27 protein-coding genes are annotated in these 25,189 nt (G+C 71.8%); 15 read left to right on the forward strand and 12 right to left on the reverse strand.

Features of this window, described 5'->3' with window-relative positions; genetic code table 11:
• Window positions 1-51: 51 nt before the first annotated feature.
• Window positions 52-837 carry a lysophospholipid acyltransferase family protein gene (locus AC1DWH_RS03100; RefSeq protein WP_477092729.1) on the reverse strand — a complete coding sequence of 262 codons (786 nt, stop codon included), beginning with the start codon at window positions 835-837 and terminating at the stop codon, window positions 52-54.
• Window positions 838-985: 148 nt separating this feature from the next.
• Here AC1DWH_RS03100 and AC1DWH_RS03105 point away from each other — a divergent pair, with 148 nt between their 5' ends.
• Window positions 986-1,588: a hypothetical protein gene (locus AC1DWH_RS03105; RefSeq protein WP_477092430.1), complete on the forward strand. Its 603-nt coding sequence runs from the start codon at window positions 986-988 to the stop codon at window positions 1,586-1,588.
• Between the two features lie 18 nt (window positions 1,589-1,606).
• On the opposite strand, the gene AC1DWH_RS03110 is transcribed toward AC1DWH_RS03105, so the two are convergent.
• Window positions 1,607-2,554: an ROK family glucokinase gene (locus AC1DWH_RS03110; RefSeq protein WP_456847365.1), complete on the reverse strand. Its 948-nt coding sequence runs from the start codon at window positions 2,552-2,554 to the stop codon at window positions 1,607-1,609.
• A 220-nt stretch (window positions 2,555-2,774) separates the two neighbouring features.
• Here AC1DWH_RS03110 and AC1DWH_RS03115 point away from each other — a divergent pair, with 220 nt between their 5' ends.
• Window positions 2,775-4,589, forward strand: coding sequence for an AMP-dependent synthetase/ligase (locus AC1DWH_RS03115; RefSeq protein WP_477092431.1), 1,815 nt, complete (start codon window positions 2,775-2,777; stop codon window positions 4,587-4,589).
• Between the two features lie 4 nt (window positions 4,590-4,593).
• On the opposite strand, the gene AC1DWH_RS03120 is transcribed toward AC1DWH_RS03115, so the two are convergent.
• The gene (locus tag AC1DWH_RS03120) at window positions 4,594-4,818 is read right to left on the reverse strand and encodes a hypothetical protein (RefSeq protein ID WP_456847363.1); all 225 of its coding nucleotides are present in this window, start codon (window positions 4,816-4,818) and stop codon (window positions 4,594-4,596) included.
• 36 nt (window positions 4,819-4,854) lie between these two features.
• Complete coding sequence (locus AC1DWH_RS03125) at window positions 4,855-6,144, reverse strand: NYN domain-containing protein (RefSeq protein WP_477092432.1); 1,290 nt, start codon at window positions 6,142-6,144, stop codon at window positions 4,855-4,857.
• Between the two features lie 116 nt (window positions 6,145-6,260).
• On the opposite strand from AC1DWH_RS03125, the gene AC1DWH_RS03130 reads away from it, so the two are divergent.
• Together AC1DWH_RS03130 and AC1DWH_RS03135 are read left to right on the forward strand one after the other, a co-directional pair.
• Window positions 6,261-8,171, forward strand: a complete 1,911-nt coding sequence (locus tag AC1DWH_RS03130) for a DEDD exonuclease domain-containing protein (RefSeq protein WP_477092433.1) — start codon at window positions 6,261-6,263, stop codon at window positions 8,169-8,171.
• Between the two features lie 8 nt (window positions 8,172-8,179).
• The gene (locus AC1DWH_RS03135) at window positions 8,180-8,461 is read left to right on the forward strand and encodes an Lrp/AsnC family transcriptional regulator (RefSeq protein ID WP_477092434.1); all 282 of its coding nucleotides are present in this window, start codon (window positions 8,180-8,182) and stop codon (window positions 8,459-8,461) included.
• Between the two features lie 204 nt (window positions 8,462-8,665).
• Here the strand turns inward: AC1DWH_RS03135 and trpD are convergent, their stop codons facing one another.
• Entirely contained in the window at window positions 8,666-9,724 is a 1,059-nt protein-coding gene (gene trpD / locus AC1DWH_RS03140; protein WP_456846148.1) for an anthranilate phosphoribosyltransferase, read from the reverse strand.
• Entirely contained in the window at window positions 9,721-10,158 is a 438-nt protein-coding gene (locus AC1DWH_RS03145; RefSeq protein ID WP_477092435.1) for a hypothetical protein, read from the reverse strand. Before AC1DWH_RS03145 ends, trpD begins: the two co-directional genes overlap by 4 nt.
• 302 nt (window positions 10,159-10,460) lie before the next feature.
• On the opposite strand from AC1DWH_RS03145, the gene ctaE reads away from it, so the two are divergent.
• The 5 genes from ctaE to AC1DWH_RS03170 all read left to right on the forward strand — a co-directional run bounded on the left by ctaE (window position 10,461) and on the right by AC1DWH_RS03170 (window position 15,482).
• Window positions 10,461-11,108, forward strand: a complete 648-nt coding sequence (gene ctaE / locus AC1DWH_RS03150) for an aa3-type cytochrome oxidase subunit III (protein WP_456846150.1) — start codon at window positions 10,461-10,463, stop codon at window positions 11,106-11,108.
• Window positions 11,109-11,177: 69 nt separating this feature from the next.
• On the forward strand, window positions 11,178-11,963 hold the full coding sequence (gene qcrC, locus AC1DWH_RS03155) for a cytochrome bc1 complex diheme cytochrome c subunit (protein ID WP_477092436.1): 786 nt from the start codon (window positions 11,178-11,180) through the stop codon (window positions 11,961-11,963).
• Window positions 11,960-13,000, forward strand: coding sequence for a cytochrome bc1 complex Rieske iron-sulfur subunit (gene qcrA, locus AC1DWH_RS03160; protein ID WP_477092437.1), 1,041 nt, complete (start codon window positions 11,960-11,962; stop codon window positions 12,998-13,000). Before qcrC ends, qcrA begins: the two co-directional genes overlap by 4 nt.
• Window positions 12,997-14,733: a cytochrome bc1 complex cytochrome b subunit gene (gene qcrB, locus AC1DWH_RS03165; RefSeq protein WP_477092438.1), complete on the forward strand. Its 1,737-nt coding sequence runs from the start codon at window positions 12,997-12,999 to the stop codon at window positions 14,731-14,733. Before qcrA ends, qcrB begins: the two co-directional genes overlap by 4 nt.
• A 122-nt stretch (window positions 14,734-14,855) precedes the next feature.
• A complete protein-coding gene (locus AC1DWH_RS03170) occupies window positions 14,856-15,482 on the forward strand; it encodes a superoxide dismutase (protein WP_477092439.1) in 627 nt (208 codons plus the stop codon).
• A 58-nt stretch (window positions 15,483-15,540) separates the two neighbouring features.
• On the opposite strand, the gene AC1DWH_RS03175 is transcribed toward AC1DWH_RS03170, so the two are convergent.
• From AC1DWH_RS03175 to ctaC, 4 genes are all read right to left on the reverse strand, one after another.
• Window positions 15,541-15,927: an META domain-containing protein gene (locus AC1DWH_RS03175; RefSeq protein ID WP_477092440.1), complete on the reverse strand. Its 387-nt coding sequence runs from the start codon at window positions 15,925-15,927 to the stop codon at window positions 15,541-15,543.
• Between the two features lie 92 nt (window positions 15,928-16,019).
• Complete coding sequence (locus AC1DWH_RS03180; RefSeq protein ID WP_456846156.1) at window positions 16,020-16,418, reverse strand: cytochrome c oxidase subunit 4; 399 nt, start codon at window positions 16,416-16,418, stop codon at window positions 16,020-16,022.
• Window positions 16,415-18,223, reverse strand: coding sequence for an aa3-type cytochrome oxidase subunit I (gene ctaD, locus AC1DWH_RS03185; RefSeq protein WP_456846157.1), 1,809 nt, complete (start codon window positions 18,221-18,223; stop codon window positions 16,415-16,417). Before ctaD ends, AC1DWH_RS03180 begins: the two co-directional genes overlap by 4 nt.
• Window positions 18,223-19,104, reverse strand: coding sequence for an aa3-type cytochrome oxidase subunit II (ctaC, locus tag AC1DWH_RS03190; protein ID WP_477092441.1), 882 nt, complete (start codon window positions 19,102-19,104; stop codon window positions 18,223-18,225). Before ctaC ends, ctaD begins: the two co-directional genes overlap by 1 nt.
• A gap of 245 nt (window positions 19,105-19,349) precedes the next feature.
• Here ctaC and AC1DWH_RS03195 point away from each other — a divergent pair, with 245 nt between their 5' ends.
• Both AC1DWH_RS03195 and AC1DWH_RS03200 read left to right on the forward strand, forming a co-directional pair.
• Window positions 19,350-20,543, forward strand: coding sequence for a cysteine desulfurase family protein (locus AC1DWH_RS03195; protein ID WP_477092442.1), 1,194 nt, complete (start codon window positions 19,350-19,352; stop codon window positions 20,541-20,543).
• Entirely contained in the window at window positions 20,540-20,761 is a 222-nt protein-coding gene (locus tag AC1DWH_RS03200; RefSeq protein ID WP_456847167.1) for a sulfurtransferase TusA family protein, read from the forward strand. The genes AC1DWH_RS03195 and AC1DWH_RS03200 overlap by 4 nt, the downstream gene beginning before the upstream one ends.
• Window positions 20,762-20,807: 46 nt before the next feature.
• Here AC1DWH_RS03200 and erpA read toward each other — a convergent pair whose 3' ends face one another.
• Both erpA and AC1DWH_RS03210 read right to left on the reverse strand, forming a co-directional pair.
• Entirely contained in the window at window positions 20,808-21,170 is a 363-nt protein-coding gene (gene erpA / locus AC1DWH_RS03205; protein ID WP_370503438.1) for an iron-sulfur cluster insertion protein ErpA, read from the reverse strand.
• Between the two features lie 124 nt (window positions 21,171-21,294).
• Window positions 21,295-22,485 carry a glycerate kinase family protein gene (locus AC1DWH_RS03210; RefSeq protein ID WP_477092443.1) on the reverse strand — a complete coding sequence of 397 codons (1,191 nt, stop codon included), beginning with the start codon at window positions 22,483-22,485 and terminating at the stop codon, window positions 21,295-21,297.
• A gap of 42 nt (window positions 22,486-22,527) precedes the next feature.
• On the opposite strand from AC1DWH_RS03210, the gene nadA reads away from it, so the two are divergent.
• From nadA to AC1DWH_RS03230, 4 genes are read left to right on the forward strand one after another with little or no spacing between them, the layout of a single operon-like run.
• The gene (nadA, locus tag AC1DWH_RS03215; RefSeq protein WP_477092444.1) at window positions 22,528-23,718 is read left to right on the forward strand and encodes a quinolinate synthase NadA; all 1,191 of its coding nucleotides are present in this window, start codon (window positions 22,528-22,530) and stop codon (window positions 23,716-23,718) included.
• Window positions 23,719-23,720: 2 nt separating this feature from the next.
• A complete protein-coding gene (locus AC1DWH_RS03220; protein ID WP_477092445.1) occupies window positions 23,721-24,320 on the forward strand; it encodes a DJ-1/PfpI family protein in 600 nt (199 codons plus the stop codon).
• Complete coding sequence (locus AC1DWH_RS03225) at window positions 24,317-24,640, forward strand: antibiotic biosynthesis monooxygenase family protein (protein WP_477092446.1); 324 nt, start codon at window positions 24,317-24,319, stop codon at window positions 24,638-24,640. The genes AC1DWH_RS03220 and AC1DWH_RS03225 overlap by 4 nt, the downstream gene beginning before the upstream one ends.
• Window positions 24,641-24,659: 19 nt before the next feature.
• The gene (locus AC1DWH_RS03230) at window positions 24,660-25,187 is read left to right on the forward strand and encodes an acyl-CoA thioesterase (RefSeq protein WP_456847173.1); all 528 of its coding nucleotides are present in this window, start codon (window positions 24,660-24,662) and stop codon (window positions 25,185-25,187) included.
• Window positions 25,188-25,189 lie beyond the last annotated feature (2 nt).

Genomic DNA, 25,189 nt, shown 5'->3' on the forward strand with positions numbered 1-25,189 from the left:
GCGCGCACGTTGCGGCGGCGCGCCCCAAAGTCGGCGCTCAGGCCGACCGCGTCATCCTACTGACGTCTCGGACTCGCCCTCGGGCGGGACCGGAACCTGGACGTCCGGCACGGGACGACCGCCGGGGGCCGCGGGGAGGTGGTCGGCCGCGTCGCCGGCGACGGCCGGGTGGCCGGTGGCGATGCGCGCCTTCTGCGTGGCCGCGTACACGTCGACGTACTCCTGGCCCGACAGGCTCATCACGGCGTACATGATCTCGTCGGTGACCGAGCGCAGGATGAACCGGTCGTTCTCCATGCCCTGGTAGCGGCTGAAGTCGAGCGGCTCGCCGATGACGACCCCGATGCGCATGACCTTGGGGATCCGCCGACCGGGAGGCTGGGCCTCGTCGGTGCCCACCATGGCCACGGGGATGACGGGGGCACCGGACTCGAGCGCGAGCCGCGCGATACCCGTCTTGCCGCGGTAGAGCCGCCCGTCGGGGCTGCGCGTGCCCTCGGGGTAGATGCCGAACAGGTCGCCGTCCGCCAGCCGACGCAGGCCGGTCCGTAGCGCGGCCTCGCTCGCCTTGCCGCCCCCGCGGTCGACCGGGATGGTGCCGACTCCCCGCATGAACCCCGCGGTCAGTCGGCCCTTGACGCCCGAGCCGGTGAAGTACTCCTGCTTGCCGATGAACACCAGCTCGCGGTCCAGCACCAGCGGCAGGAAGAACGAGTCGATCACCGCGAGGTGGTTGCTCGCCAGGATGGCAGCGCCCTCCTCGGGCACGTTCTCGGCCCCGCGCACCCACGGCCGGTAGACCAGGTGCAGCAGCGGACCCACGAAGACCCGCTTCATCAACCAGTAGAACAACGGTTCACCTCTCGACCCGACACACGGACTGTCCGTCCACCCGAGCCCTGTGCTCGCACCCGACATCCCCCTGCGGCAGGCGGAGCCGAGCACGAGCCACCCCGACTGCTCGGTCCGACTCTAGAGTGCTCCTATGGCACCTCGCCCCGACGAGCCCGACGACGGCGTCCAGCCGGCCGGCGCGGACGTCCCCCCGCCGTCGTCCGACGGCGAGCCCGATCACGTGGGACCCACGGACGAGGAGGCCTGGGCGTCGATCGTCGCGCAGCTCAGAGAGCTCGACGGGTACGACGGCACCGAGGATCCGCCGGAGCCCGAGGCCACGCCGGCGGCCGACCCCCCGAGCGGGCTGACGTTCCCCGTCGCCCCCTGGGTGGCCGAGCGGCGCGTCGTGCGACCCGCCCAGGAGGCTGCGCCGGAGCCCGAGCTGAGCGGCCGCGACTGGGACGGCACCTCGCAGTACGACGGCGCGGAGTCGGCGGTCGACGCGGAGGAGCACTTCGTGCCGCCGGACCCGGGCCCTGTGCTCGGCGGCGACCCCCTGCTCACCATGGCGTGGTTCGCCGCGGCGGGCATGCCGCTGTTCCTGCTCGTGGTGCTGGTGGCCTGGAAGGACGCTCCCGCCGCGCTCGTGCAGGCGGCCGCCGTCGTCTTCGTCATCGGCGTGGGCGTGCTCGTGTGGCGGATGCCGCACCGGCGCGACCCCGACGACCACGACTCCGGCGCGGTGGTCTGACCGGCCCGCACCCCCTGGTCAGAGGCGCGCGAGGTCGGCCGCACCGACCATCCCGGCGTCGTTGCCCATCGACGCGACGACGATCGACGCCTCCGGGCGGTGCCCGCGTCCGGAGAGCTGCTCGGCGAAGCCGTTCCGGGCGGACGCGAGCAGCAGGTCGCCGGCGTCCGCGACGCCGCCGCCGACGACGATCAGCGCGGGGTCGAGCAGCGCGGTCGCGGAGGCCGCACCCTCGCCCACCCAGCGACCGAGCTCGGCCAGCAGCTCGACGGCCAGCGGGTCGCCCTCCTGCGCCGCCTGCGTGACCTGCGGCCCGGTGAGCTTGTCGACGTCGCCGCCCGCGAGCTCGAGCAGTCGGGTCGCGCGCTCCGGCTGGATGATGACGGTGGCCTGGGCGTCCCGCACCAGCGCGCTCCCGGACGCGTACTGCTCCCAGCAGCCCTCGTGCCCGCAGCCGCAGTAGTGCCCGCCGGGGACCACGCGCATGTGCCCGATCTCCGCCGCGACGCCCCAGGCGCCGCGGACCAGCTTCCCGTTGGACACGATCGCGCCCCCGAGCCCGGTCCCGACGGTGAGCATGAGCATGTCGTCGACGTCGCGCGCCGCGCCGAACCGGAACTCGGCCCAGCCGGCCGCGTTGGCGTCGTTCTCGACGACGATGAGGACGTCGTCGTCCCCGAGGATCGCCTGGACCTTCTGACGCAGCGGGTAGTCGCGCCACGCGATGTTCGGCGCGAAGAGGACGGAGGAGCGGTCCGCGGACACGAACCCGGCGGCGGCGACTCCCATCGCCGCGACCTCGTAGGACCCGCTGAGCTCGGTGTAGACCTCGGCGATCGCCCGGTCGATACCGGCGACGTCGTCGGGAGACGTGTCACGACGAGTCTGCGCGAGGATCGTGCCGTCCTCGTCGACGACCCCCGCAGCGATCTTCGTCCCGCCGATGTCCACACCGATGGCGTGCATGTTCGTGTGTGCTCCTACGCGCTCGTACCGTGCTCGCTACCGTCCGGTGCGGGCTCCCACGCTAGCCGCCTGCGCACGCCCCTGTGCTCACGTCTGCTCACGTGCCCACGGACGTCGCACCCGGTCCGCCGCAGAGCGTACCCATTCGGGCGCTGCCTTCGGGGCCCCCGAAGTCCCGTATCCTCGGGGCACACTTCGCCCCTCTGTCACTGGAGCCAGCATGGACGAGTTCCACACGCCGTTGCGTCTCGAGGTCGACCCCTCGAACAATCTCAACGACCTCCTCGCCGAGCGTGTCGCCGGGACCCCCGACAAGGTCGTCGTCGAGCTCAAGACGCAGCAGGACGGCCCCTGGATCCCGCTCACCGCTCGCGAGTTCGACGCAGAGATCGTGTCCGTGGCCAAGGGCCTCGTCGCGCGCGGCGTGCAGCCGGGCGACCACGTCGGCATCATGAGCCGCACCCGCTACGAGTGGTCCCTGCTGGACTGGGCCGTCTGGGCCGCCGGCGCCGTGCCCGTGCCGCTGTACGAGACGTCGTCGGCCGAGCAGGTGCTCTGGATCCTCACCGACGCGGACGTGTCCCTGCTCGTCGTCGAGACGGACACGCATGCCGCCGTGGTCGACGAGGTCCGCGCCGAGACGCCGCACCTGCGCGAGGTCCTGATCCTCGACGACGGCGCGATCGACACGATCGTGGCCGCGGGCGCCGACGTCCCCGACGAGGAGATCACGCGCCGCCGCGGGCTCTCGACGCTGGCCGACGTCGCCACCGTCATCTACACCTCCGGGACCACCGGCCGCCCGAAGGGCGTCGAGCTCACGCACGGCAACTTCTACGAGCTGACCGTCAACGCGGTCGCGGACCTCGACGAGGTGTTCGCCGAGCCGAACGCGCGGACGCTCCTGTTCATGCCGCTCGCGCACGTGTTCGCGCGCTTCATCGAGGTGCTCTGCATCCCGGCCGGAGCGGTCCTCGGTCACAGCCCCAGCACGACGACGCTCGTGGAGGACCTCGGGTCGTTCCGGCCGACGTTCATCCTGGCGGTCCCCCGCGTGTTCGAGAAGGTCTACAACTCGGCCGAGCAGAAGGCCGCCGCGTCCGGCAAGGGCGCGATCTTCCAGCGGGCCGCCAAGACGTCGATCGTCTACTCGCGCGCGCTCGACAACCCGCGCGGGCCGAGCCCCTGGCTGCGCCTGCAGCACAAGGTGGCCGACGTCCTCGTCCTGCACCGCCTGCGCAACGCCCTGGGCGGTCAGGCGCGCTGGGCCGTCTCCGGCGGTGCCCCGCTGGGCGAGCGGCTCGGTCACTTCTACCGCGGGCTGGGCCTCAACGTGCTCGAGGGCTACGGCCTGACCGAGACCACGGCGCCCGCGACGGTCAACCGCCCCGGCCGCGGCACGAAGATCGGCAGCGTCGGTCTGCCCCTGCCGGGCAGCGGCGTCCGCATCGCCGCCGACGGCGAGATCGAGGTCAAGGGCGTCCAGGTCTTCCGGGGCTACCACAACAACGACGCCGCGACCGCGGAGTCGCTGCACGACGGCTGGTTCCGCACCGGCGACCTCGGCTCCCTCGACGACGAGGGCTACCTGCGGATCACCGGGCGCAAGAAGGAGATCATCGTCACCGCCGGCGGCAAGAACGTCGCGCCCGCCGTGCTGGAAGACCGTCTCCGCGCGCACCCGCTGATCAGCCAGGTCGTCGTCGTCGGAGACCAGCGCCCGTTCATCGGTGCGCTGGTCACGCTCGACCCCGAGGGCGTGCCCGGCTGGCTCTCGGCGCACGGCAAGCCGGAGATGACCCTGGCCGAGGCGGCCAAGGACGCCGACGTCCTCGCGTCGCTCGACAAGGCCGTGGAGAAGGCGAACAAGGCGGTCTCGCGGGCCGAATCGGTGCGCAAGTACCGGATCCTCGACACGGACCTCACCATCGCCAACGGCTTCCTCACGCCGAAGCTGAGCATCCGTCGGGCCGAGGTCCTCAAGGCGTTCGCCGGCGAGATCGACGCGCTCTACGAGGGCCCGTCGCGCGACTGACGGCTCACACCGCGCGCACCAGACGCAGGGGCGGGACGAGACCCGACGCCGCGAGCACGCCGATGGCGTGCTGCTCCGCGGCATCGAGCTCGACCGCCCCTGCGGCGGTCCCGTCGGCGACGACCACGGGTTCGGGCGTGGACGCGCGGACCGGGATGGTCAGGAACGTGACGACGCAGTCCGCGCACGCGGCCCCGCGCTGGGTGCAGGTGTCGCAGTCGATGATCATGTCGCGGACGCTAGCGACGACCACCGACAGCCACCCTCAGAGGTGCTGCAGCCGCGCGACGAGCGTGCTCGACGGCACCACCCACGCACCGTCGGCCTCGACGTCGCGCACGATCTCCTGGTCGCTCGTCACGACGACCAGCACCCGGCCCGGCGGCTCCGCGTGCACGAGCCGCCGGATGAGGTCGTCGGCGATCTCCCCGACGGCGAAGAGCACGCGGACACCCCGCGCGTACCCGCCCGGCGGTCCCTGCTGCCCCTCCTTGCCGTCGAAGCAGCACGTGACCTCGGCGCCGGTCCGGGCGGCGACCCAGGCCAGCCCGTCGACGAGCCGCCGGCGCTGCTCGGCCAGCGAGAGCTCGCCGAACCCGGACTTCGAGACGTTGTACCCGTCGACCACCAGGTGCGCCCACGGCTGTCGCAGCAGCTCCTCGAGCAGCGCGGGGTCGTCGACGGACCGGCCGCGCGACCCGGGCCTCACGGCGGGCTGCTCCCCCGACGACCCGACCAGGTCGGCGGGGAGGTCCGCGATCGGGGGCAGGGCCAGCTCGGAGCGCAGGCCGCTCGCGGCGTCGACGATCGTGTCGAGCAGCAGGCGCACCCGGACGTCGGCAAGCTTGCGGGCGGCGCGGAGCTCCGCCCGGGCCGCGGTGCGCTCCGCCTGCGAGGCACGCCGCTCCTCCAGGGCGGTCCGCAGGTCGTCCTCGGCACGCGCCTGAGCGAGCTCGGCGGCATCCAGCACCGCGCGCGCCTCCTCGGCCGCCCGGCGTCCTTCGCTGCGGGCCCGGTCGGCGTCCGACCGCAGCCGGCGAAGCTCGCGCTGGAGCGCACCGAGCTGCTCCTGGGCGCTGCGCGCGTCGTCGCGGGCCGCCGCGACGTCGGCGCGCAGCCGGTCCGCCTCGACCTGCGCGCGCTCCAGCCGAGCACGCGACTGGGCGGCGTCCGCGTCGGTGGCGACCTCGACCGGCGGCAGCATCTCGCGCCAACCGGGCGCCTTGAGGAGCCAGGCGCCGACGGCAGCAGACAGAGACGGCTCGGGGAGCTTCTGCGAGTCGGGTCCGACGTCGGCCGCCAGGTCGGGGTTCGCCTGCGCCCAGACGCGGGCCACACGGGCACGGAAGGAGTCGTCCTGCAGGGCCGCCCAGAGGGGACCGGCGCCGGCCGACGCTCGCCGGCGGGGGGCGAACCGGTGGACGGCGCGCAGAGACGGGGGGACCTCCGCGGGCTCGGCAGCGCCCAGCGCGTCGGCCGCGACGGCGACGAGGGCGGTCCGCAGCGGTGCCGGCACGTCGACGGCGTCGTCGCCGGTCCCGTCCACGCTGCGCATGCCCAGCACCCTAGGCGGTCGGTGGGTGCTCCCGGCCGGCGCGCGCCGTGGGCGGGTCTGCGACGCACCGGGCGAGGAGCGGGGTCGTGTCGGTGGGCGTAGGTAGCGTCCCAGCCATGTCGCCCGTCCGCCGCCTGCGCCCCGTCTGGGCGGACGCCACCCCCGACCCGGCGGCGCGCCCCGTGCAGCCGAGCCTGGACGACCTGGGAACCCCGTTGTCGGACGTCGTATTCGTCGTCGTGGACCTGGAGACCACCGGCGGCACACCGGCGGACTCGGCCATCACCGAGATCGGCGCGGTCAAGGTGCGCGGCGGCGAGGTGCTCGGCGAGTTCCAGACGCTGGTCGACCCCGGCGGTCCCGTCCCCGCCTTCATCCAGGTGCTCACGGGCATCACCTCCACGATGCTCATCGGCGCCCCGCCCATCGAGGAGGTGCTGCCCAGCTTTCTCGAGTTCTCCCGCGGCGCCGTGCTCGTCGCGCACAACGCCCCGTTCGACATCGGGTTCCTCAAGGCCGCTGCCGCACGCACGGGCCACGCCTGGCCGGGCAACAAGGTCGTCGACACCGTCCGGCTCGCCCGCCGCGTGGTCACGCGCGACGAGGCGCCGAACCACAAGCTCTCCACGCTCGCGGGCCTGTTCCACGCCACGGTGACGCCCAACCACCGGGCGCTGTCCGACGCCCGGGCGACCGTCGACGTGCTGCACGCGCTGCTGTCGCGGATGGCCCCCCTCGGCATCACGCACCTCGAGGACCTCGCCTCGGCCACGGACCCGGTCCCGGACGACGTACGGCGCAAGCGCACCCTCGCCGACGGCCTCCCGGACGGCCCGGGCGTGTACCTGTTCCGCGGACCCGGCGACGAGATCCTGTACGTCGGCACGTCCACGACGTCGCTGCGCCAGCGGGTGCGGTCGTACTTCACGTCGGCCGAGAAGCGCAGCCGGATGATCGAGATGGTGCGCGTCGCCCACCGCGTCGACCCGATCCCGTGCGCGACGCCGCTCGAGGCCCGCATCCGGGAGCTCCGGCTCATCGCCGCGCACTCCCCCCGCTACAACCGCCGGTCCCGGTTCCCCGAGCGCATGCCGTGGGTGCGCCTGACGTCCGAGCCGTACCCGCGTCTGTCGGTGGTGCGCGACGTCAAGGACGAGGTCGGCGCGACGTACATCGGTCCGTTCTCGTCGGCGTCGACCGCACAGCTGGCCGTCGATGCGCTGCACGAGTCCTTTCCCATCCGGCAGTGCACCCGCCGACTGCCCCTGCTCGCACCCGCCGGCGCGTCCGCCTGCGTCCTGGCCGAGATGGGCAAGTGCGGCGCCCCGTGCACGGGCCACCAGTCGCCGGTGGACTACGCCGACGTCGTCGACCGCGTCCGGCACGCGATGCTCGCGGACGCCACCCCCGTGGTCGAGGCGCACGCCGACCGGATCGCCTGGCTCGTCGCGCAGGAGCGGTTCGAGGAGGCCGCGATCGTCCGGGACCGGCTCGGTGGGTTCCTGCGCGGCGCGAGCCGGGCGCAACGGTTCGCCCCGCTCGCGGCGTGCCCCGAGCTCGTCGCGGCGCTGCGTGCCGACGACGGCGGCTGGGAGCTGGTGCTGGTGCGCTACGGCCGGCTCGCCGGGACCGCACGGGTCGACCGGCGGACCGACCCCCGGCCGGCCATCGCGACCCTGCAGGCCACGGGCGAGCAGGTCGAGGCCCCGGTCGCCCCCGCGCCCGCCGCGCACCCGGAGGAGACCGACCTGGTGCTCGCGTGGCTGGAGAAGCCCGGCGTCCGGCTCGTCGCCGTCGACACGCCCTGGGCCTGCCCGGTCCGCGCCGCCGAGTCGCTCGGCGACCCGGCGACGGCCGTCGCGGCGCTGGTCAGGCCCCACCTCGCCGCTGAGGGTGGCCGGCTCATCCGGCTGGTGACAGCCTCCGCCGAGCGGGAGCTGGACATCGCCGAGGCCCGCCCCGTCACCCTGGAGACCGACGACGCGCGGGTGATCCCGATCGGCATCCGCGCGCCCCGCACGGCATGATGACGAGCATGCTGACCGCCATCGTGCTCATCGACTCGGACGCCTCGCGGATCCCGGAGGTCGCCGCCGCGATCGCCGACATCCCGGGCGTCAGCGAGGTCTACTCCGTGACGGGAGAGGTCGACCTCATCGCCATGGTCCGCGTGCGCGAGCACGACGAGCTGGCGGACGTCATCGCGGACAAGGTGAGCAAGATCGAGGGCGTCCTGCGCACCCAGACCTACATCGCGTTCCGCACGTACTCGCAGCACGACCTGGAACAAGCCTTCGCCCTCGGGCTGGAGGACTGATCCCTAGTGCAGCGAAGGTCGAGGGGCGCGGAGCGTCGCTCGGCCGCAGCGGAACGAAGGATCACTCCGACCTTAAGCACAGGGACTGACCTGCAGGGCAGCAAAGGGTGAGGGGCGCGGAGCGTCACTCGCCCGCAGCGGAGCGGAAGGTCAGCCCGACCACAAGCACAGGGACTGACCCGCAGCGCAGCGGAGGCTGAGGCCCTACGCGCTGCTGGCGGCCCGCCAGCGCGCCAGGACGTCCGCGGCGGCTCCGCTGTCCAGCGACCGACGTGCGTGCTCGCTCCCGGCGGTCAGGCGCTCGACGAGGCTGCCGTCCGCGGTGCCCGGCAACGTGCCGTCCGCGACCAGCGCCGCAGCGGTGTTGAGCACCACGGTCTCGCGCACCGCTCCGGCGCGTCCGGCCAGGAGCTGCCGAGCGACGTCGGCGTTGTAGTCGGCCTTGGCGCCGCGCAGCTCCGCGAGGTCGATCCGCGCGACGCCCAGCTCGGCCTCCCAGTCGACGACGGACTCGGTCACGCCGCCGTCGCGCACCTCCCAGATCCGCGTGGGACCGGTCGGCGCGATCTCGTCGAGGCCGTCCTCGCCGCGGAACACCAGGGCGCTGGCCCCGCGCTGCGCGAGGACCCCGGCCATGAGCGGGGCCATCCGGGCGTCGGCGACACCGATGGCCCCCGAGCGGGGCTGCGCGGGGTTGGTCAGCGGGCCGAGGAAGTTGAAGGCCGTCCCGATGCCCAGCTCGGTGCGCGCCGCGGCGGTGTGCCGGAACGACGGGTGGAACACCTGCGCGAAGCAGAACGTGATGCCGACCTCGGTGGCCAGCTCGGCGACGCGGGCGGGCGGGTGGTCCAGGCGGATGCCGAGCTCCTCGAGGACGTCGGCGGACCCGGACGAGGACGACGCAGCGCGGTTGCCGTGCTTGACCACGGTGATCCCCGCGCCGGCGACCACGAGGGCGGACATGGTCGAGATGTTCACCGTGTGCGAGCGGTCCCCACCGGTGCCGACGATGTCGAGGGTGCGACCGGGCACGGTGATGCGGACGGCGTGCTCGAGCATGGTGTCGGCCAGGGCCGTGAGCTCGGCGACGGACTCGCCCTTGGTCTTCAGCCCGATCAGGAACGCGGCCACCTTGGGCGTGGAGGCCGCGCCGCTCATGATCTCGGCCATGGCCCACGACGTCTGCGCGACCGAGAGGTCCCGCCGGGCCGTGAGCGTCGCGAACAGGTCGGGCCAGGTGGGCGCCGCCGGCGCGTCGGTCATCGGGTGACGGCCTGCGCCTCGACGAGTGCCGCGACGGCCCCGTGCAGCTCGACCGGGTCGAGCGGGCGGCTGACGACGGCGTCGGCGTTGGACCACGAGGCGAGCCACGCGTCCTGCGGGCGGCCGGTGAGCACCAGCGTCGGCGGGCAGCGGAAGATCTCGTCCTTGAGCTGGCGCGCGAGCCCGAGGCCACCGACCTTGTCGGCCTCGCCGTCGAGGATCAGCAGGTCCAGCCCGCCGCCCTCGGTGGTCGCGATGACGGCCGCTGCGGTGGCCACCTCGACCCACTCGATGTCGCCGGCACCGCGCCGAAGTCGTCGGCCGACGGCGAGCCGCACCTGTGCACGGGCGTCGACGTCGTCGCTGTACAAGAGGATCCGCGGGCCGGGGGTGGCCGCTGCGGGACCGGGCTGGGCCGTGCTGGTGGAGCTCATGGAGAGGCGTCCTCACTCGTCGTCGACGTGCGTCCGAGGGCATCTTGGCACGGCTCGTCCCGGCTCGGCGGGGAGGCCCGCGATCGGGTCGCCCGGACGCATAGCACGCAGGCCGCGGCGCGCCGCACGCAGCGACGCGTCGACGGGTCGCGACGGGCTCGTCGACACGCCCGGACGGGCGGCCGTTCCGCATGATTCCCGGCCGTCTTCTCGCGCGCGCGGCCGCCGATCCTGACGGTGTGACATTTACCTGTGGCCACACTGAGGGTCCAACGTCCCATGCGGGGTCGTCATCAGCCATAATGACGAACGTGTCGACCGCAACGGCTGCCCCGCGCACCAGCCCCCACGTGAGCGTCAACCGACCGAACCCCGTCTCGGTGGGGACGATCGTCTGGTTGGCCAGCGAGCTCATGTTCTTCGCAGGCCTCTTCGCCATGTACTTCACGCTTCGTGGAGCGGCGCCCGAGGCCTGGGCGGAGAACACCCCGAAGCTCAACGTCACCTTCGCGGCGATCAACACCACCGTCCTGGTCCTGTCATCGGTGACGTGCCAGATGGGCGTGTGGGCCGCCGAGCGGTTCCAGCCCGTGCGGACCGGATCGATCTTCCAGGTGAACCGCTGGGGCATGAACGAGTGGGTGACCCTGACCTACCTCATGGGTGCCTTCTTCATCGGCGGCCAGATCTACGAATACGCCGGGCTCGTCAGCGAGGGCCTGACCATCTCGTCCAGCCCGTACGGCTCGGTCTTCTACCTGACGACCGGCTTCCACGGCCTGCACGTCGTCGGCGGTCTGCTCGCCTTCCTCTTCCTGCTCGGTCGCTCCTTCAGCGCCAAGCGCTTCGGCCACCACGAGGCCACCACCGGCATCGTCACGTCGTACTACTGGCACTTCGTCGACGTCGTGTGGATCGCGCTCTTCGCGGTCATCTACCTCTTGAAGTAAGGCGTGCCGGGCGGCCTCGCCCGACACTCCCAGACCCCCATCCCCCATGTGCGAGACGAGGATCGATCCGTGAAGGCACTCGCAGCCCGCAGGCAGGACCGGCGTGCGCCGATCGTGCTGCTCCTGCTGGCGCTGCTGCTCACCGGCGGCCTGTACGCGGTGCTGGCACCGACGTCGGCCGACGCGGCGCCCGTGAAGGCGAGCACCGACGACATCGCGACCGGCGAGAAGCTGTTCCAGGCCAACTGCGCCACGTGCCACGGACCGACTGCGTCCGGCACCGACAGCGCCCCTTCCCTCATCGGCGTGGGCGCCGCCGCGGTCGACTTCCAGGTCGGCACCGGGCGGATGCCCATGCAGATGAACGGCCCGCAGGCGCAGGTCAAGCCGGTGCAGTTCAGCCAGGACCAGATCAACCAGCTCGCCGCGTTCGTCGCGTCGCTGGGTGCCGGCCCCGCCATCCCGACGGCGGAGCAGGTCGACCCGAGCCTCGGTGACCCGGCCAACGGCATGGCGATCTTCCGCACCAACTGCGCGATGTGCCACAACGCCGTGGGTGCCGGCGGTGCCCTGTCCCAGGGCAAGTTCGCCCCCAACCTCTGGGCGACGACGCCCACCCACCTGTACGAGGCCATGCTGACCGGCCCGCAGTCGATGCCCGTGTTCAACGACGCGAACATCACCCCCGAGGAGAAGCGCGACATCATCGCGTTCATCGACCTGCAGGGCGGCGCGTCCCCCGGCGGTCTCGACCTCGGCGCCCTCGGCCCGGTGAGCGAGGGCCTGTGGGCCTGGGTCGTCGGCATGGGCCTGCTCATCGGCGCAGCAGTCTGGATCGGAGCGAAGTCCTCGTGAGCAACCACGAACCCGGCCACGAGGCCAGCAACGAGATCACCACCCACGCCGCGGGCACGCTGCCCGACCGGTTCGAGGACCCGGGCCACCCGGAGCACCACGACCGCCTGGGTGACAACGACCCGAAGGCGAACAAGAAGGCGGAGCGGCAGGTCGTCTTCCTCTTCGCCATCTCCGTCATCGCGACGATCGGCTTCCTGGTCGCGTACTTCGCGTTGCCGCCGGGCGAGACCGTCGAGTCGATGCGGCGCTCGAACCTCGCCCTCGGCATCGGGCTGGCGCTCTCGCTCCTGGGCATCGGCTTCGCGGCCGTGCACTGGGCCAAGGCGCTGATGAACGACCACGAGAAGTCCGAGGAGCGTCACCTCCAGCGCAGCGACGACGAGACACGCGTCGCCGCCGTCGAGGTGCTCAAGGAAGGTGCTGCGGACTCGGCCATCGGCCGGCGCGGCGTCCTGCAGGGGGCCATGATCTCGGCGCTGGCGCTGTTCCCGCTGGCCATCATCGTGCCGCTCATCGGCAGCGTCGGTGAGGACTGGAACGTCTCCAAGTTCCGCCACACCATGTGGAAGAAGGGGACGCGCCTCGCGACGGACCCGACGAACCGCCCGATCAAGGCGGCCGACGTGACCATCGGCTCGGTCTTCCACGTGATCCCCGAGGGGCTCGAGGAGGCTGAGTTCCCGCTGGACGAGAAGGCCAAGGCCGTCGTCCTGCTGGTCCGCCTGGACCCGTCGGAGCTCAAGGAGTCCGAAGAGAAGAAGTCTTGGTCCTACAACGGGATCGTCGCATACTCGAAGATCTGTACCCATGTGGGTTGTCCGGTCGCGCTGTACGAGCAGCAGACCCACCACCTCCTGTGCCCGTGCCACCAGTCGACGTTCGACGTGGCGGACGGAGCGAAGGTCGTGTTCGGACCGGCGAAGCGGCCCCTGCCGCAGCTGCCGATCACCGTCGATGACGAGGGCTACCTGATCGCGCAGAGCGACTTCAACGAGCCCGTCGGCCCGAGCTACTGGGAGCGTCTGACGAAATGACGACGACAGCCACCCCCACCCCCGTCGAGAAGCTCGCCGCGGGCACGGCGGACTACCTGGACCAGCGGACCGGCGTCGGCACCGCGGTCAAGACGTTCGCGCGCAAGATCTTCCCCGACCACTGGTCGTTCCTGCTCGGTGAGATCGCGCTCTTCAGCTTCATCACGATCCTGATCTCGGGCGTGTTCCTCACGATGTTCTTCGTGCCGAGCATGAACGAGGTGCACTACGACGGTCCGTGGGCCGCCCTGCAGGGCGTGCAGATGTCCGAGGCCTTCTCCTCGACGCTGCGGCTGTCCTTCGAGGTCCGCGGCGGCCTGCTGATGCGGCAGATCCACCACTGGGCCGCGCTGATCTTCATGGCCGCGATCGTCACGCACATGATGCGCGTGTTCTTCACGGGTGCGTTCCGCAAGCCTCGCGAGGTCAACTGGGTCGTCGGCTTCCTGCTGATGATCCTCGGCCTGGCCGCCGGCTTCTCGGGCTACTCGCTCCCCGACGACGTGCTCTCCGGCAACGGCCTGCGCATCACGGACGGCGTCGTCCGGGCCATCCCGATCATCGGCAGCTACACGTCGTACTTCATCTTCGGCGGCGAGTTCCCCGGGCAGGACCTGATCCCCCGCCTGTTCACGGTGCACATCCTGCTGGTGCCCGGGATCATCCTGGCGCTCATCGGCCTGCACCTGTTCTTCGTCGTGCTGCACAAGCACACGCAGTACCCGGGCTCGGGGCGGACGAACCAGAACGTCGTCGGCTACCCGCTGTTCCCGATCTACGTGGCGAAGGCTGGCGGCTACTTCTTCACCGTGTTCGGCGTCATCGCGCTGATGGCGGCGACGATGACGATCAACCCGGTCTGGAACTACGGACCGTACGACCCGTCGCCCATCTCGGCGGGCGCGCAACCCGACTGGTACATGCTGTTCCTCGAGGGATCTCTGCGCCTCATGCCAGGGTTCGCCGAGGTCGTGATCGGCCACTGGACGCTGTCGCTCAACGTGATCATCCCGGCCATGGTCGTGCCGGGGATCCTGTTCACGCTGCTCGCCGCGTACCCGTTCATCGAGGCGGCGGTCACGGGCGACCGGAGCGAGCACCACGTGCTCGACCGTCCGCGCAACCGGCCGTTCCGCACCGCGTTCGGCGTCTCGCTCCTGACGGCCTTCTTCATCCTGGTGCTGGCGGGCTCCAACGACCTGATCGCGACGCACTTCCACCTGTCGATCAACGACATCACGTGGGCGTTCCGGGCACTGATCTTCCTCGGCCCGTGGTTCGCGTTCTGGGTGACCAAGCGGATCTGCCTCGGCCTGCAGCGCAAGGACCGCGAGCTGGTCCTGCACGGCCACGAGACGGGACGCATCGTGCGCTTCGCCAACGGTGAGTACATCGAGGTGCACAAGCCGCTGGACGCCCACGAGCGCTGGCTGCGGGTGCAGCACGACGCGATCCGTCCGCTGGAGATCGAGCCGGCGGAGGACTCCCGGGGCGTGCGCCGCAAGGGCTATGCGCTCGACCGGATGCGGCAGCGCCTGTCGCAGACGTTCTACGAGGACCGCGTCGAGCCCGTCACTCCGGCCGAGCTGGCGGCGTCGCACTCGCACGGCGAGCACGACGCCATCGGGACCGGCGAGGAACACGCGCCGGCCGAGCTGGCGGGCGCGGTCGGCGGCGGCCAGCACCTGGTGGATCCGCAGGATGAGACGGCCCCCGACGGGCGGAATCGCTGATCCTGAGCAAGAGTTGACCGTGGAGCCGGGCGGCTCGCCTTCGCGGCGGGCCGCCCGTTTCTTCGTACAGAGCGGGCCGCAGCACGCGGTCCTGGACCGACGCAGGAGAGGTGTACTCACGCATGGCTGACTACTCGCTTCCGGATCTGCCCTACGACTACGCGGCCCTCGAGCCGCACATCTCGGGTCGCATCATGGAGCTGCACCATGACAAGCACCACGCCGCCTACGTGACCGGGGCCAACACGGCGCTCGAGAAGCTCGCCGCCGCCCGCGCGGCCGACGACTTCGCCGCGGTGAACCTGCACGAGAAGAACCTCGCGTTCAACCTCGGCGGCCACGTCAACCACTCGGTGTTCTGGCAGAACCTCTCCCCCGACGGCGGCGACAAGCCGACGGGCGAGCTGGGCGCGGCGATCGACGAGTTCTTCGGCTCGTTCGAGGCCTTCCAGAAGCACTTCGCCGCCAACGCGATCGGCATCCAGGGCTCCGGCTGGTCGATCCTCGCGTGGGACTCCATCGGCCAGAAGCTCGTCATCGTGCAGCTCTACGACCAGCAGAGCAACATCGCGCTGGGCCTGGTCCCCGTCGTCGTCCTCGACATGTGGGAGCACGCCTTCTACCTCGACTACGTCAACGTCAAGGCGGACTACGTCAAGGCGTGGTGGAACATCGTCAGCTGGGCGGACGCTGCTGCCCGCTTCGACCGCGCGCGCACGCAGACGGCCGGGCTCATCGTCGCCGTCTGACGCACGTCATGCCGAGGGCCGGCACCCCGACGGGGTGACCGGCCCTCGGCATGCCCGGCTACTTCGTCTTCTGCAACGTGCCGATCGTCTTGCCGCCGTCGTCCAGCACGGTCATCTCGTCCCCGGACACGGTGGCCGACGTGGCGCTGGAGAGCCACGTGTCGACGTCCGCGCAGGCCATCATCGTCGCCGCGAAGGGCCCGAACTCGATGGTCGAGCCGTCGATCTTCCACGTGCCGTTCATCTGGTTGCAGCCGTCCGACCCGTTGAGCTTCCCGCTCTCGATCAGCTGGAGGTAGACGAGCGGCGCCGACTTCGGCTGGGACCACTCCCCCGTGACGTCCTTGGAGGACAGCGGGGCGGCCGAGCCCGAGTCGTCGGAGCTGCTCGCACAGCCCCCGAGCAACGCGACTGCCAGCGCTGCGAGAAGGAGGGGTCGAGTCACGAATGCTGACGAAAGGCTCATTCCGCCGACGCTAGCGCAGACGACGCAAGAACGCCCCCACCGGGACCGGCGGGGGCGTTCTCGTGATGTCGTCAGTGCGCGTGCTGCCCGCGGGAGAACTCGAACACCCAGCCGACCAGGCCGATCACGCCGAACGCGATCCCGATGTACGAGAGCCACCACCCGACGGCGAGGCCGGCGAACGTGATCGCCGCGGACACCCCGAGCACCAGCGGCCACCAGCTCCAGGGGCTGTACACGCCCTGGTCGCCGGCACCCTGCTCGATCTCGCCCAGCGGGTCGTCCTCGGGACGCTCGTCGATGCGGCGCGCGAGCAGCGCGAAGTAGGCGCCGATCATGCCGACCAGGCCACCGACCAGCGGGATGCCGACGGTGCCGACGGGCTCGCCGTGGCTCCAGGCCGCGTAGATGAGGCCGACGGGGACGAAGAACAGCACCCCGTAGAGGAAGAGCTTGGTCTCGAACTTCATCGCGTGCCCTCCTCGTCCGTCTCCGGACGGTCCTCGACGATCGTCGCGGTCGACTGCTCGGGCTCACCCGTGCCGTTCACCACGCGCTCGGTTGCCGTGCCGGTCTCCCCGCGACGGTCGGCCTCCCAGTCGAATGCTCCGGGATTGGGCTCGACATGATCCATGGCGGCGACCTCGGGGTGGTGCAGGTCGAACGCGGGGCGCTCCGAGCGGATCCGGGGCAGCGACGTGAAGTTGTGCCGCGGCGGCGGGCAGCTGGTGGCCCACTCGAGCGAGGCCCCGTAGCCCCACGGGTCGTCCACCGTGACCAGCGGCGCGTTGCGCCACGTCGTGTAGACGTTCCAGAGGAACGGCAGCGTCGAGGCGGCGAGGATGACCGCGCCGATGGTCGACAGCTGGTTCATCCATGTGAAGCCGTCGTCGGGCGAGTAGTCGGCGTACCGACGTGGCATGCCCTTGACGCCCAGCCAGTGCTGGATGAGGAACGTGGTGTGGAAGCCGATGAACAGCATCCAGAAGTGGACCTTGCCCAGGCGCTCGTCGAGCATCCGGCCGGTCATCTTGGGCCACCAGAAGTAGAAGCCCGCGAACATGGCGAACACGACGGTGCCGAACACCACGTAGTGGAAGTGGGCGACCACGAAGTACGAGTCCGACAGCGAGAAGTCGAGCGCCGGGCTGGACAGGATGATGCCGGTCAGGCCGCCGAAGAGGAACGTGACCAGGAAGCCGATCGTCCACAGCATCGGCGTCTCGAACGTGAGCTTGCCGCGCCACATCGTGCCGATCCAGTTGAAGAACTTCACACCGGTGGGCACCGCGATGAGCATCGTCATGAATGAGAAGAACGGCAGCAGCACCGAGCCGGTGACGTACATGTGGTGGGCCCACACGGTCACGGACAGGGCGGCGATCGCGATCGTCGCGTAGACCAGGCCCTTGTAGCCGAAGATCGGCTTGCGGCTGAACACCGGCAGGATCTCGGTGATGATGCCGAAGAACGGCAGCGCGATGATGTAGACCTCGGGGTGCCCGAAGAACCAGAACAGGTGCTGCCAGAGGATGGCGCCACCGTTCTCCGGGTTGAACACCTGGGCTCCGAGGCGCCGGTCCGCACCGAGCGCGAACAGCGCGGCGGCCAGGGGCGGGAACGCCATGAGCACCAGCAGCGACGTCACCAGGGTGTTCCAGGTGAAGATCGGCATGCGGAACATCGTCATGCCGGGCGCGCGCATGGTGACGATCGTGGTGATGAAGTTGACGGCGCCGAGGATGGTGCCGAAGCCGGCGAGCGCGAGGCCGAAGACCCAGAGGTCACCGCCGACGCCCGGCGAGTACACCGTGTTGGACAGCGGTGCGTAGGCGAACCAGCCGAACGACGCGGCGCCCTGGGGCGTGAAGAACCCGGCGCCGGCGATGGTCCCGCCGAAGAAGAACATCCAGTACGCGAGCATGTTGAGCCGCGGGAACGCGACGTCGGGCGCACCGATCTGCAGCGGCATGATCACGTTGGCGAAGCCCGCGAACAGCGGCGTCGCGAACAGCAGCAGCATGATCGTGCCGTGCATCGTGAACGCCTGGTTGTACTGCTCACGGGACTGGAAGATGTCCATGCCCGGCGCGAACAGCTCGGCGCGGATGAGCAGCGCCAGGATGCCGCCGACGGCGAACCAGACGAACGACGTGATCAGGTACAGGTACCCGATGGTCTTGTGGTCGGTCGAGGTGATCCACTTGATCACCGTGCGGCCGAGGGTCTGGCGCGAGGGCGCCAGTCCGGGGATGTGCTCCGCGACGGCGGCCATCACTTATCGCCTTCCTTCGGAGCGCTGTCCAGGTCCTGCTGGCGGCTGTACTCGAGTCCGAGCGAGCCTTCCTGGCCCTTGGCCTTGAGCTCCTCGATGTGCGCGTCGTAGTCCTCGCGTGACACGACCTTGACGTTGAACAGCATCGACGAGTGGTACTCGCCGCAGAGCTCGGCGCACTTGCCCAGGTAGTCGCCGATCTGCGTCGGCGTGACCTGGAACGTGTTCGTCTTGCCCGGGATCATGTCCATCTTGTAGAGGAACGCGGGGACCCAGAACGAGTGGATGACGTCGCGGGAGTCGAGCGTGAACTCGACCCGCTCGTTCACCGGGAGGTAGAGCGTGACCTGGTCCTTGAGGACGCCCGTGCCGGCGCTGCCCACGTTCTGCGCGTGCTGGCCGGTGTCGTAGGCGTCGTCGTCGAGGTAGTTGAAGTCCCAGCTCCACTGCTTGCCGATGACCTGGACGTGGACGTCCGCGTCGGCCGCGGTGTCCTGGATCGCGGTCGTGTCGCGGTTCGTGTAGTAGAAGAGCACCCCGACCATGATGATCGGCAGGATCACGTACATGATCTCGAGCGGCACGTGGTACCGGAGCTGCACGGGGAGGGTGTCGTCACCCTTGCGCTTCCGGTAGACCGCGACGCACCACAGGATCAGGCCCCAGGTGATGAGGCCGACGACGAGCGCGGCGATCCACGAACCGACCCAGAGGTTGGTGATGCGACCGGTCTGGTCGGTGATCTCGGCGTCGGAGTTGCCGGGGAGCCAGCCGCGCTGCACCTCGGCGGAGCATCCGCTGAGCGCGACGGCGACGACGGCAAGCAGGCCGGCCAGCAGCAGGGCTGGTCGTCGCGTGCGACGGGGGGTGTCCGGGTGCAACGGGGGGACCTCTCACTCGCGTCCCGGCGCCGCCCTGCGTTGCTGCAGGCACCACCCGGGACCTTCGTCCTCGACGTGTGCAGCCTAGCGCGCCGTCCCCGTCCTTTCGTCCTGACGACACCCCTTGACGACACCGTGTCAGCACCATCACACCGCTGCTCCTTCACACGACCCGACGGTGCCGAGCGGCCGCTGGGCCCGTCGTCCCGCGCCTGGTCACGGCTCCACGGGGTTACGGTGCCCCGGTGAGCAGCCAGCCCGACCGTGGTCCCGCCGACACCGGGGCAACCGATCCTGTGACGCACGCCACTGCCCGTCGGGTCGTCCTCGACGCCGGCGGCCGCGCGCCCCTGCTGCCCGAGGCCCGCACGGCGTTCCTCGAGGCCCTCGACCAGGGCTGGGCAGACCCCCGCCGCCTGCACGCCGAGGGCCGCCGGGCGCGGATGCTGCTCGACGGCGCCCGCGAGGCGATCGGCGCCGTCGTCGGCGCTCGGACGCAGGAGGTCGATCTCGCCCCGTCGCACACCGCGGCCCTGCACGGCGCGGTGCGGTCGGTGGCACGCGGCCGACGGCGCAGCGGCGCCGACGTCGTCGTCGGCGCGGTCGAGCGGGCGGCCGTGCTGAACGCCGCCGACTTCGCGGGGAACCGGGTGACCGTGCCGGTGGACGCGCTCGGGCGGGTCGACGGTGAGGCCTTCGCCGCCGCGCTGGCACGGCCCGGAGTGGTCGTCGCGGCCCTGCAGCACGCGAACGGCGAGGTCGGCACGCGCCAACCGGTGGCAGCCGCGCACGCGGCCGCCCGTGCGGCCGGGGTCCCGCTGCTGGTCGACGCCGGCGCCAGCCTGGGCCACGTCGACGTCGGGGACACCTGGGACCTGCTGGCCGCGGACGCCGGCGACTGGGGCGGCCCGGGCGGCCTCGGGGTCCTGGTGACCCGCTCGGGGGTCCGCCGCTCGCCGGACTGGCCCGAGGACGAGGACCGGTGGTTCCCGGGCGGGGTGAGCGTCCCCGCGGCGCTGGCCGCGGCCGTGGCTCTCCAGGTGGCGACGTCCACCCGCGCGGCCGACGACGACTCCCGGCGGCGGCTGGTCGACCGGGTCCGGGCGCGGGTGGCCGCCGAGGTGCCCGACGTCGACGTCGTCGGCGACCCGGTGGACCGGCTCCCCCACGTCCTGACGTTCTCCTGCCTCTACGTCGAGGGCGAGGCTCTGCTGACCGCGCTGGACGAGCGCGGGTTCGCGGTGGGCTCGGGGTCGGCGTGCACGTCCAGCGCCCTGGAGCCCAGCCACGTGCTGGCGGCCATGGGCGCGCTCACCCACGGCAACATCCGGCTCGCGCTCCCCCGCGGCACCACGACCGAGGACGTCGAGCGCTTCCTGGACGAGCTGCCGGGGATCGTCGCCGGCGTGCGTGAGGCCTGGGGGGTCGGCGGCCTGTGACCACGGTCGACGCCCGAGGGCTGCGCTGCCCGGCCCCGGTGATCCGGCTGGCCCGCGCCGCCGCGGACGCGCCGCCCGGGACCGAGCTCACGGTGCTCGCGACCGACCCCGCGGCCGTGCACGACGTGCCCGCCTGGGCGCGGATGCGGGGTCACGAGATGGTCGGCGCGACCGAGCACGACGGCGTGCACGCGCTGACGGTCCGGACGCACGCATGACACAGGCCCGGCCCCTGGTGAGGGAACCGGGCCTGCGGAGGTCAGATCAGCTGAAGGAGCCGCCGCACGCGCAGGCGCTGCCGGCGTTCGGGTTGTCGATGGTGAAGCCCTGCTTCTCGATCGAGTCGGCGAAGTCGATCGTCGCCCCCTCGAGGTAGGGCACGCTCATGCGGTCGACGACGACCTCGACACCGTCGTAGTCCTTGAGGGCGTCGCCGTCGAGGACCCGCTCGTCGAAGTACAGCTGGTAGATCAGGCCGGAGCAGCCACCGGGCTGGACGGCGACGCGCAGACGCAGGTCGTCGCGGCCCTCCTGCTCGAGGAGGCTGCGGACCTTCGAGGCGGCGAAGTCGGTGAGGAGCACGCCGTGGGTCTCGGTCGCGGTCTCGGTCGCGGTGGTCTCGCTCATGGGATCTCCTGGGTGCTCACTGGACGGTGCAATCGCTGCGTCAACTCGGTCGTCAACCTCGAGCAACAGCACCGGGCCTGAGGTTGTTCCCGTCCAGGGTACGACTCCTGGGGCGACATCCCCGTCAACGTGACCAGGTTCTCGCCACGCGTGCGGCGCGGGCCGCCAGGCTCCCGGCGGGGTCGGCCAGGGCGGCGGCCACCTGCTCGGGGGTCTCGCCCACGGCGTAGGCCGCGGTGATCCCGGCGGCGGACAGCTCGCGGCGCCCGACCAGCACCTCCCCGGCGAGGACCACGGTGGGCACGGCGTGCGCCAGCGCGCGCGACGCGACCTCCGCGGCGACCTTCCCGTGCAGGGACTGCCAGTCGAACCGCCCCTCGCCGGTGACGACGACGTCGTGGTCGGCGATCAGGTCGTCCAGGCCGACGGCGTCGGCGACCACGACCGCGCCGGGCACCAGCCGGCCGCCGAGCAGCGCGAGCCCGAAGCCGAGACCTCCCGCTGCGCCGGCACCGGGCGCGGCCGTCAGCCGCGAGGTCGCGGAGGCGGTGCGTGCCCCGGCGAGCAGGTCGGGGCGGACCGCGTCGCCGAGGGCGGCGGTCGCGGCGTGGGCGAAGCGCCCGAGCGCGCGCTCGAGGTCCTGCGCCTGCTCCGGGGTCGCGCCCTTCTGCGGAGCGAACCCCGCGCTCGCCCCGTGCAGCCCGAGGAGCGGGACGTCGACGTCCGTGGCCACGACCAGCTCGGTCCCGCGCAGCCGGTCGCGCAGGTCCCGGAGGCCGACGAGGTCCTCGGGCGTGACCGCGCCGAGCGCCCCGCCCCCGGCGTCGAGCAGGTCGGCCGGTCCGTCGAGGCCGAGCGCGCGCGCCAGTCCGACGAGCGCACCGGCACCGCCGTCGTTCGTCGCCGAACCGCCCAGGCCGAGGACGACCCGACGGGCTCCCGTACCGAGCGCCGCCGCGAGCAGCTCACCGGCTCCGCGGCTCGACGTCCGGGTGGGGTCGCGCCGGTCGGCCGGCACCAGGGGCAGGCCGAGCGCCTGCGCCGTCTCCACGTACGCCGTCGTCCCGACGACCAGGACCACCGCGGGCGTCGGGACGCCGACCGGCGACGTCACGGTGACGGGGACCAGCTCACCCCCCAAGGCCGAGTGCAGCGTGGCGACGAACCCCGGGCCGCCGTCGGACAGCGGGCACGCCGTGACCTCGTCGTCGGGCGCGGTGGCCCGCCAGGCGCCGGCGATGGCGGCCGCGGCCTCGGCGGCCGTGAGGCTCGAGCCGAAGCTGTCCGGGGCGATGAGCACGCGCACGGCGTGCATCGTGGCACGAGCAGGCGGGCGACCGTGTGAAAGGATCGCCGCGTGAGTGTGAGCACCTTCTCCGAGCCGGCTCCGTCGGCACTCCTGCTGCTGGGACGCGGCGTCGACCTGGCCTCCGAGCGGGGCGTCGAGTGCGTCGGCGACCTGCCCGCCCCGAGCGACCCGGATCTCGTCGAGCGCGCCCGGGCAGCCCGCGCCGCGCTGGGCTCCCGGGCCTTCGTCCTGGGCCACCACTACCAGCGCGACGAGGTCATCGAGTTCGCCGACGTCACGGGCGACTCCTTCAAGCTCGCGCGCGAGGCGGCCGCCCGGCCCGAGGCCGAGTTCATCCTCTTCTGCGGCGTGCACTTCATGGCGGAGTCGGCCGACATCCTGACGTCGGACCACCAGCAGGTGATCCTCCCGGACCTCGCCGCGGGCTGCTCCATGGCGGACATGGCCGCCATCGACCAGGTCGAGGACGCCTGGGACGTGCTGGTGGACGCCGGGGTCGCGGAGTCGACGGTGCCGGTGACCTACATGAACTCCGCGGCGTCGATCAAGGCGTTCACCGGGCGGCACGGCGGCACCATCTGCACGTCGTCGAACGCGCACGTCGCCCTGCGGTGGGCCTTCGACAAGGTCGGCGGCGTCGACGGCACCGGCAAGGTGCTCTTCATGCCCGACCAGCACCTGGGCCGCAACACCGCGGTGCAGCAGCTCGGGCTCTCGCTCGACGACTGCGTCGTGTTCGACCCGCGCAAGCCCGGCGGCGGCCTGACCACCCAGCAGCTGCGCGACGCGCGGATGATCCTGTGGCGCGGCCACTGCTCGGTGCACGGACGGTTCTCGGTGCGCAACGTCACGGACATGCGCGCGGCCGTCCCGGACGTCACCGTCATCGTGCACCCGGAGTGCCAGCACGAGGTCGTCCTCGCGGCGGACCTGGTGGGCTCGACGGAGTACATCGTCAAGGCGCTCGACGCCGCCGCGCCGGGCAGCTCGTGGGCCGTCGGCACGGAGCTCAACCTGGTGCGTCGCCTCGCGGCGGCCCACCCCGACAAGAACATCCACTACCTCGACTCGACGGTCTGCTTCTGCTCGACCATGAACCGCATCGACCTGCCGCACCTGGTGTGGGCGATGGAGTCCCTGGTGGCGGGCCGGCCGGTCAACCGCATCGTCGTCGACGCCGACGACGCCCACTGGGCCCGGGTGGCCCTCGACCAGATGCTCGCGCTGCCGGGGTACTGAGCATGTCGACCGGGCACCATCTGCGCGTCGGCATCTTCGTCTTCGACGACGCCGAGGAGCTCGACGTCGTCGGGCCGTACGAGGTGCTCTCCTACTGGGCGAACACCTCGGACCTGCGTCCCGAGGTCATGACGTTCTCGGTCGACGGCTTCGGGGTGCGCTGCGCCAAGGGTCTGCGGCTCGTCCCGGACCTCAGCGCGGACGAGCTGGGTCCGCTGCACGTGCTCGTCTACCCGGGCGGCTTCGGCACCCGCGCGCTCCTGCGCGACCCCGAGCACCTCGAGTGGGTGCGCGGCATGCGCGCCGCGACCCCGCTGATGACCAGCGTGTGCACGGGCGCCCTCGTGTACGCCGCCGCGGGCCTGCTCTCCGGGCGACCGGCCACGACCCACTGGGGCGCCTTCGACGAGCTGGCCGTCCTCGACCCGAGCATCCTGGCGGACACCGAGGCGCGGTTCGTCGACGACGGCGACGTCGTCACCTCCGCGGGGGTGTCCGCGGGCATCGACATGGCGCTGCACCTGGTCGCCCGGCTCGAGTCCGTCGACGCCGCGAAGGCCGTCCGGCGCGGCATCCAGTACGACCCCGAGCCCCCGGTATGACGGGACCGCTCGACGCCCCCGTGCTCGAGCACGCCCTGCTGCCTGTCCGGGCGGGCCAGGAGGACGCGTTCGAGCGGGCCATTGCCGACGCCACCCCGCTCGTCGCGAGCATCCCGGGCTTCCGCGGCATCCACGTCTCCCGCGGTGTCGAGACCCCGGGCACGTACCTGCTGCTCATCGGCTGGGACTCGGTCCAGGCGCACGAGGTCGGCTTCCGCGGGTCGCCGCAGTACGTGCGCTGGCGCGAGCTGCTGCACCACTTCTACGAGCCGTTCCCCGTGGTCGAGCACTTCGTTCCCACGGAACCTACCCGCGAGTAACATCGCCGCCGTGACCCGGATGATCCAGCTCGCACTGGCCACCACCCGCCCCCGAGCCGCCGTCCCGGGCCGCGGGCTCTTCGACCCGTCGGTCACCTCCATGCGGGTCCACCCGGGCGACCTGGACTTCTACCGGCACGTGAACAACGGCGTGTACCTGCAGATGATGGACGTGGCGCGCAGCAACTTCCTGGCCGACCTCGGCGCCTTCGGTCCGCTGAAGGAGCACGGCTGGTACCCCGTGGTGGCGTCGTCGACGATGTCCTACCGACGCTCGCTCACGCTGGGCCAGCGCTTCGAGATCTCCACCCGCCTGCTCGGCTGGGACCAGCGCTGCGCCTACCTGGAGCAGACCTTCCGCCGGGGCGGCGAGCACGTCGCGCGCGGGGTCGTCGCCGGGCGGTTCCTCGGCCGGGACGGGTCGCGCATCGCCGCGCCCGACGTCATCGACCTGCTGGGCACCCACGACGGCCCGTCGCCCGAGCTGCCCGACGACGTCCGCGCCTGGGCCGAGGCCGTCGGCGTCGCGCACCGCGGGAGCGCCTGAGG

The sequence above is a fragment of the Cellulomonas sp. P2_F12 genome (assembly GCF_056403775.1).

What these genes read in the sequence shown, in the direction of transcription:
- AC1DWH_RS03100 (WP_477092729.1), bottom strand. Translation starts at nt 837, where the DNA reads ATGAAGCGGGTCTTCGTGGGTCCGCTGCTGCACCTGGTCTACCGGCCG.
- AC1DWH_RS03105 (WP_477092430.1), top strand. Translation starts at nt 986, where the DNA reads ATGGCACCTCGCCCCGACGAGCCCGACGACGGCGTCCAGCCGGCCGGC.
- AC1DWH_RS03110 (WP_456847365.1), bottom strand. Translation starts at nt 2,554, where the DNA reads ATGCACGCCATCGGTGTGGACATCGGCGGGACGAAGATCGCTGCGGGG.
- AC1DWH_RS03115 (WP_477092431.1), top strand. Translation starts at nt 2,775, where the DNA reads ATGGACGAGTTCCACACGCCGTTGCGTCTCGAGGTCGACCCCTCGAAC.
- AC1DWH_RS03120 (WP_456847363.1), bottom strand. Translation starts at nt 4,818, where the DNA reads ATGATCATCGACTGCGACACCTGCACCCAGCGCGGGGCCGCGTGCGCG.
- AC1DWH_RS03125 (WP_477092432.1), bottom strand. Translation starts at nt 6,144, where the DNA reads ATGCGCAGCGTGGACGGGACCGGCGACGACGCCGTCGACGTGCCGGCA.
- AC1DWH_RS03130 (WP_477092433.1), top strand. Translation starts at nt 6,261, where the DNA reads ATGTCGCCCGTCCGCCGCCTGCGCCCCGTCTGGGCGGACGCCACCCCC.
- AC1DWH_RS03135 (WP_477092434.1), top strand. Translation starts at nt 8,180, where the DNA reads ATGCTGACCGCCATCGTGCTCATCGACTCGGACGCCTCGCGGATCCCG.
- trpD (WP_456846148.1), bottom strand. Translation starts at nt 9,724, where the DNA reads ATGACCGACGCGCCGGCGGCGCCCACCTGGCCCGACCTGTTCGCGACG.
- AC1DWH_RS03145 (WP_477092435.1), bottom strand. Translation starts at nt 10,158, where the DNA reads ATGAGCTCCACCAGCACGGCCCAGCCCGGTCCCGCAGCGGCCACCCCC.
- ctaE (WP_456846150.1), top strand. Translation starts at nt 10,461, where the DNA reads ATGACGAACGTGTCGACCGCAACGGCTGCCCCGCGCACCAGCCCCCAC.
- qcrB (WP_477092438.1), top strand. Translation starts at nt 12,997, where the DNA reads ATGACGACGACAGCCACCCCCACCCCCGTCGAGAAGCTCGCCGCGGGC.
- AC1DWH_RS03170 (WP_477092439.1), top strand. Translation starts at nt 14,856, where the DNA reads ATGGCTGACTACTCGCTTCCGGATCTGCCCTACGACTACGCGGCCCTC.
- AC1DWH_RS03180 (WP_456846156.1), bottom strand. Translation starts at nt 16,418, where the DNA reads ATGAAGTTCGAGACCAAGCTCTTCCTCTACGGGGTGCTGTTCTTCGTC.
- ctaD (WP_456846157.1), bottom strand. Translation starts at nt 18,223, where the DNA reads ATGGCCGCCGTCGCGGAGCACATCCCCGGACTGGCGCCCTCGCGCCAG.
- erpA (WP_370503438.1), bottom strand. Translation starts at nt 21,170, where the DNA reads ATGAGCGAGACCACCGCGACCGAGACCGCGACCGAGACCCACGGCGTG.
- AC1DWH_RS03210 (WP_477092443.1), bottom strand. Translation starts at nt 22,485, where the DNA reads ATGCACGCCGTGCGCGTGCTCATCGCCCCGGACAGCTTCGGCTCGAGC.
- AC1DWH_RS03220 (WP_477092445.1), top strand. Translation starts at nt 23,721, where the DNA reads ATGTCGACCGGGCACCATCTGCGCGTCGGCATCTTCGTCTTCGACGAC.
- AC1DWH_RS03225 (WP_477092446.1), top strand. Translation starts at nt 24,317, where the DNA reads ATGACGGGACCGCTCGACGCCCCCGTGCTCGAGCACGCCCTGCTGCCT.
- AC1DWH_RS03230 (WP_456847173.1), top strand. Translation starts at nt 24,660, where the DNA reads ATGATCCAGCTCGCACTGGCCACCACCCGCCCCCGAGCCGCCGTCCCG.